Origin of the sequence: Streptomyces sp. H27-H5 (assembly GCF_026627505.1) — a bacterium.
Classification (GTDB): Bacteria; Actinomycetota; Actinomycetes; order Streptomycetales; family Streptomycetaceae; genus Streptomyces.
Genome location: NZ_JAPNLK010000200.1, coordinates 1 through 5,568 on the forward strand (window position 1 = coordinate 1; position 5,568 = coordinate 5,568).

5 protein-coding genes are annotated in these 5,568 nt (G+C 73.2%); 3 read left to right on the forward strand and 2 right to left on the reverse strand.

From position 1 onward, the window contains the following. Positions 1-121 precede the first annotated feature (121 nt). Both OTB19_RS41315 and OTB19_RS41320 read right to left on the reverse strand, forming a co-directional pair. On the reverse strand, positions 122-955 hold the full coding sequence (locus OTB19_RS41315) for a pentapeptide repeat-containing protein (RefSeq protein WP_267804011.1): 834 nt from the start codon (positions 953-955) through the stop codon (positions 122-124). Between the two features lie 4 nt (positions 956-959). After that, positions 960-1,490, reverse strand: a complete 531-nt coding sequence (locus tag OTB19_RS41320; protein ID WP_267804012.1) for a GNAT family N-acetyltransferase — start codon at positions 1,488-1,490, stop codon at positions 960-962. A gap of 151 nt (positions 1,491-1,641) precedes the next feature. Here OTB19_RS41320 and OTB19_RS41325 point away from each other — a divergent pair, with 151 nt between their 5' ends. The 3 genes from OTB19_RS41325 (at position 1,642) to OTB19_RS41335 (ending at position 5,271) form a co-directional block, all read left to right on the forward strand. Beyond that, the gene (locus OTB19_RS41325) at positions 1,642-2,433 is read left to right on the forward strand and encodes a thioesterase family protein (protein ID WP_267804013.1); all 792 of its coding nucleotides are present in this window, start codon (positions 1,642-1,644) and stop codon (positions 2,431-2,433) included. A gap of 50 nt (positions 2,434-2,483) precedes the next feature. Continuing rightward, complete coding sequence (locus OTB19_RS41330) at positions 2,484-4,181, forward strand: serine/threonine-protein kinase (protein ID WP_267804014.1); 1,698 nt, start codon at positions 2,484-2,486, stop codon at positions 4,179-4,181. Between the two features lie 76 nt (positions 4,182-4,257). After that, a complete protein-coding gene (locus OTB19_RS41335) occupies positions 4,258-5,271 on the forward strand; it encodes an NlpC/P60 family protein (protein ID WP_267804015.1) in 1,014 nt (337 codons plus the stop codon). The last annotated feature ends 297 nt before the right edge of the window (positions 5,272-5,568 follow it).

Sequence of the window (5,568 nt, forward strand, 5' to 3'; positions counted from 1 at the left end):
GGGGGGGGGTGTGTCGGGGGGTGTGACGGGGGGGGTGGTGACCCCCGTGTGCTCCCGTGCGCCCCCGTGGCCCCGGGCGGGTGGGTCAGGCCCAGCCCCCCCGTGGCCCCGGGCGGGTGGGTCAGGCCCAGTGGGAGGGGCGGGCGAGGGCAGGGGGGATGCGGGTGGCGGGGGAGCCTTGGGCGGCGTTGAGCTGGGGCTGGGTGAGGAAGAGGGCCTCGCGGAGGTCCGCGTCGCGCAGGTTGGCGTCGCGGAGGTCCGCGCCGATCAGGTCGGCCTTGCGGAGGTCGGCTCCGGAGAGGTCGGCGGCGATCAGGTAGGCGCCGCGGAACGTGGCGCCGCGCAGGTCCGCGCCGCCGAGGCGGGCGCCCATGAGGTCGGCGCCGCGGTGGTTCTTCCTGCGGGCGGGGGAGGTGGCGCGGACCAGTTCGCTGGTCTTCAGGAGGAGGGTGTTGATCTCCTGGCGGAGGGTGCCGACGTCGAAGGGGATCAGGGTGGCGGCGTCCGCCCCGGTGGCTTCCGTGGTCGTGGCGAGTGCCCGTCGCAGGTCGGCGTGGATCGGTGCCGCCGCCGGCAGGGTGAGGGCCTCGGTGAGATAGGCGAGCAGCTCGTGGAGTTGCCGCATCACGGGGAAGACGTCGAACATCTGGCGTGCGGTGTCCGGGTGCGCGCGCCAGTCCCGGCCGCCGAAGGTGACCTGGGAGACCTGCTGGCCCGCGCCGAAGCAGTCGAAGACGGTGCAGCCGGGGAAGCCCGTGTCGCGCAGCCGGGTGTGGATGCCGCAGCGGAAGTCCTCCCGGAGGTTCTTGCAGGGGGTTCCGGCGGCCTTGTTCAGGGCGAAGTCGGTGGACTTGGCGAAGGGCAGGGCGACGCAGCAGAGGGCGAAGCAGTTCGCGCAGTCGGCGCGCAGCGCGGGGGTGGGGGCGGGGGCGGGGGCGGCAGGCGTGGTGGACACCCCTTCATTGTGACCGGTGGGGGGAGGCCAGCCTCATCTGGAGGGCGGTCCACCAGACGCCGTCCACCTGCTCGACGTCCTTGAGGACTTCCACGGTGCGGAAGCCGAGCTTCTCGTAGAGGCGGACGGCCGGGGTGTTGTGCGCGAAGACGCCCAGGTCGAGGCTGTGCAGGCGCAGGTCGGTGAAGGCGCGGGACAGCGTTTCGCAGAGCAGGCTCTCGCCGAGGCCCCGGCCGCGGGCCCGCGGGGCGATCAGGACGCGGCCGAGGCGGGCGTGGTCGGGGTCGTCGTCGTGGCGGCGCAGCGAGACGTGGCCGACGGGCTCGGCGGCCTCGGGGCCGTGGGACGGTACGGCGGTCCAGGTGTGGCGGCCGGGTTCGACGGCGTAGGCGGCGAGCTGGGTCCGGTCCAGGGGCCAGGTGAAGGAGGAGCCGGCCCAGGTGGTGAGGTCGGCGGCGGTGGTGATCCAGTCGAGCAGGCGTGCCGCGTCGGTGGTGGGGTGGAAGGGGCGCAGGGCGAGGGCGGTGGTGGCCATGGGTCAAGTATGCGGATTTCGGGCGGCCTTGATCGGGGCTGGGTGTCGGGGCGGTGTCGCGTCCGGGGGCGGGTGGGCGGTGTGTCGTGTGCGCGGTGGGGCCGGTGCGCGGGCTGGTGTGCGGGGTTACCTGTCGGTAGCGTGCGGGGGCATGAGCGCTGCTGAGGCCTTCTTCGAGCGGGTCGACACGGGACGTTTCCTGGCCACCGAGTACACGCGCGGGCCGTGGGACCCGGGCTCGCAGCACGCCGGTCCGCCGGCCGCGTTGCTCGGGCGGGCCGTCGAGGAGCGGGCGGGCGCCCGCGCGGACCTGCGGATCGCCCGGATCACGTACGAGATCCTGCGCCCGGTGCCGATCGGCCCGTTGGAGATCGCCACGACGGTGCTGCGGTCCGGCCGCAGTACCGAGGTGGTCGAGGCGACCCTCGCGCCGGCGGGGGCGGCGCCGGTGATGCTCGCGCGGGCGTTGCGGATCCGGGTGGCCGCGGAGGCGGTGCCGGCGGTGGTGCCGGGGCCGCAGGTGCCTCCGCCGGGGGAGGTGGGGCCGACGCCGTTCTTCCCCGTGCCGTGGGAGGTCGGCTATCACACGGCGATGGAGAGCCGGTTCACCGAAGGGGCCTTCATGGAGTCGGGGCCGGGGACGTGCTGGATGCGGATGAGGGTGCCGTTGATCGCCGGGGAGGAGACGGTCCCGCTGGACCGGGTGTTGATCGCGGCCGACTCCGGCAACGGCATCAGCTCCGTCATGGACTTCGAGCGGTTCGTCTTCGTCAACGGCGACCTCACCGTCCACCTGCACCGCCATCCGGTGGCCGAATGGGTCTGCGTGGAGGCGCGGACCAGTGTGGACGGCGCCGGGATCGGGCTCGCGGAATCCCGGCTGCACGACGAGAAGGGTCCGATCGGGCGCGGCGCGCAGAGCCTCTTCGTCGCCGCACGCTAGACGTCAACCCCCTTGCCGGGAACGGCAGTACGTATGGCAGGCTCAGCCGGATGGAGCCGCTCACAGAGGCCGACCCCGACCGGATCGGCCTGCACGTGCTGGTGGCCCGGCTGGGGGCCGGGGGGATGGGGCGGGTGTACCTGGGGCGTTCGCCCGGGGGCCGGCTGGTGGCCGTCAAGGTGGTGCGGGAGGAGATCGTCGGGCATCCCGAGGCGCTGGCCAGGTTTCGCCGTGAGGTGGAGACCGTACGGGCCGTGCGGTCGGCGTACACCGCGCATCTGATCGACGCCTCGCTGGAGGCGGCGCCGTACTGGCTGGTGACGGAGTACGTCGCGGGTCCGACGCTCGCCGATGCCGTGCGCGGGCGGGGCGCGCTGCCGCCGGACACCTGCCGGGGGTTGGGGGCGGCGCTGGCGGAGGGCCTGGCGAGCGTGCACGCGTACGGGGTCACGCACCGGGACCTGAAGCCGCAGAACGTGATCCTGGCGGCGCAGGGGCCGCAGCTGATCGACTTCGGGATCGCGCACGGCGTGGGGTCGACGCCGCTGACCGAGGCGGGGCGCACGCCGGGCACGCCGGGGTTCACCGCGCCCGAGGTACTGGTGGGCGGGGCGGCCGGGGCGGCGGCGGACGTGTTCGCCCTGGGCGCGACGTTGGCGTACGCGGCCACCGGGAGACCGCCGTTCGGGAGCGGGGCGGCGGCGAGCGTGGGGTTCCGGTCGGTGTACGAGGGGATCGACCTGGCCGGGGTCGAGCCGGGGTTGGCGGCGCTGATCGAGGACTGCGTGGCCAAGGACCCGGCGGACCGGCCGGAACCGGCGGAGGTGATCCGGCGCTGCGGGGTGCGGGGCGCGCTGGTGGAGGACCCGGTGTACGCGGTACTGGCGGCGCCGCCGGAGCGCGCGACCGGCGCGACGGAGGTGGCGGCGGTGGCGGATGCGCCGCCCGGGGCCGGCTCCCCGACCCGACGCCTGGACGACACCACCCCGCACCCCGACACCACCCCGCACCCCGACACCACCCCCCACACCGGGGCCCCGCCGCCCGCCGGGGCCGTCACGCCGTACGAGGGTTCCGTGCCCCGATCCGGTCGGCGGGGCCGGGTCGGGGCGACCGCGGGGGTGGTCCTGGTCGCGGCGGTGGCGGTGCTGCTCTGGCAGTTCCCGTTGGGGGAGGGCCGGGGCGGTAATGGCGCCCGGACCCCGGGGAGCGAGACCCCGGCCGCGCCCGCGTCCGGCTCCCCGGCGTCGGGCGCGGTGAAGCCCGGCAAGGGGGGCGGTTGGGCCGGGGAGGACTTCCGGTGGAAGCTGTCCACCGATGCGGAGATGGCCCGCTACGGGGCGGGGGACTGTGACGAGCCCGCGGAACTCCGGCCGCCGGGCCGGGGCATGGAGACCTCGACGGTCTCCTCGAACACCAACGGGGTCCCGGGCGACACGGCAAGGGTCAAGTTCCGTCCGCAGCGCGGCGCCAAGCCGGGCCCGCGCCCCGCGCCCTATCCCGTGGCGATCGCGGTGAAACCACCGCACGCGCCCAAGAAGGGGCAGACGGGTTTCCTGAGCGCCCCCGTGGACCTGTACGCCGGCTGGGACTCCGGCGATTACGGCGAGTTGACCTATCCGGACGACTTCCCGGGGGCCGTGCCCCTGAGCGCCGACAAGGGGGACTGGACGGTGGTGTTCTACCGCGTCGAGGATGGGGCCAAGCGGTATACGCCCATCGCGTGCAACGGCTTCCGAGTGGGCTAGCGGAAACGGCGACACGGGCCGAATTCGCTCGAAAGTGGTGGCCATGGGGGAGTGTTGACGGGTGCGCAGATTCTGGATGGCAGGCGGGATCGGGATCGGGCTGGCCCTGAGCTTCCTCGTGTTGCTCGTCGTGGGGACGTACTCGGCGGCGGCCGGCCTGGCGGGAGCGGGTGGCGCCGGCGGTCGTGCGCTGGGACTCGCGAAGGGGGCGGTACCCGGCAAGTACCAGGCACTGGTGCAGAAATGGGGCACGCTCTGTCCGGCGATCAGCCCGGCGTTGCTCGCGGCCCAGCTGTACTCGGAGAGCGGCTGGAACCCGAGTGCCGTCAGTCCGGCGGACGCGCGGGGGATCGCGCAGTTCATCCCGGGGACCTGGGCGGGGCACGGGGTCGACGGCGACGGTGACGGGGACCGGGACATCTGGGATCCCAACGACGCCATTCCGTCGGCCGCTTCGTACGACTGCGAGTTGGCCAAGGACGTGGCGAGGGTGCCCGGTGACGCGACGGGCAACATGCTGGCGGCCTACAACGCGGGTGCGTATGCGGTCATCAAGTACCAGGGGGTGCCTCCGTACAAGGAGACCCAGGGATACGTAAAGACGATTACCACCCTGGCGAAGAGCTTCGAACGGCCCGTCGGCAGGGTGGCTCCGTCCCAGCAGGCCGCGGGGGCCATCTATTTCGCGCAGAAGCAACTGGGCACCCCCTACCTGTGGGGCGGCAACGGGACGCCCGACCAGAACGGGCGGTTCGACTGCTCGGGGCTCACGAAGGCGGCGTACGAGACGGTGGGCATCGAGCTCCCGCGCGTCGCCAACGACCAGTACAACGCCGGTCCGCATCCCTCGCGCGAGGAACTCCTGCCCGGTGATCTGGTGTTCTTCTCCGATGACCTGACGAACTCTCGGGACATTCGACACGTCGGGCTGTACGTCGGCGGCGGCTACATGATCAATGCTCCGTTCACCGGCGCGGTGATCCGCTTCGACAAGATCGACACCCCGGACTACTTCGGTGCGACGCGGGTGACCAAGGACGGCGCGGAGGCCCTTCCGGAGCGTGCCGCGGCTGCCGGGGCGACCTCGTGACGCTCTGTTAAGTCAAGGCCCTGAGCTGCGACGATGAGTCACTCTTGGGTAACGTTGGAGTGATCATTCGGTGGAGAGTGGAACCGCCCGGCCAGAACGGGCGTTCCATGGGCACGGGGGCTGATCGACCGGGGGTTGAAGGGGCGCGCATCGCGCGCGCCCGCACGGGACCTAGTGCAGCGCGTTGCAGGTCCTTTTCCGGTTGGGCGGGTTGGGTGCGGTCACGCCTCGTGGTCGGCGAGGTGGACGATGGCGGCGGTGTCGAAGGCGTCGTTGGGGTGGCCGATGTCGGTGCCG

Excerpts from the sequence above, each read along its gene's own strand:
- OTB19_RS41325 (WP_267804013.1), top strand. The coding sequence starts at position 1,642 with ATGAGCGCTGCTGAGGCCTTCTTCGAGCGGGTCGACACGGGACGTTTC.
- OTB19_RS41320 (WP_267804012.1), bottom strand. The coding sequence starts at position 1,490 with ATGGCCACCACCGCCCTCGCCCTGCGCCCCTTCCACCCCACCACCGAC.
- OTB19_RS41330 (WP_267804014.1), top strand. The coding sequence starts at position 2,484 with ATGGAGCCGCTCACAGAGGCCGACCCCGACCGGATCGGCCTGCACGTG.
- OTB19_RS41335 (WP_267804015.1), top strand. The coding sequence starts at position 4,258 with ATGGCAGGCGGGATCGGGATCGGGCTGGCCCTGAGCTTCCTCGTGTTG.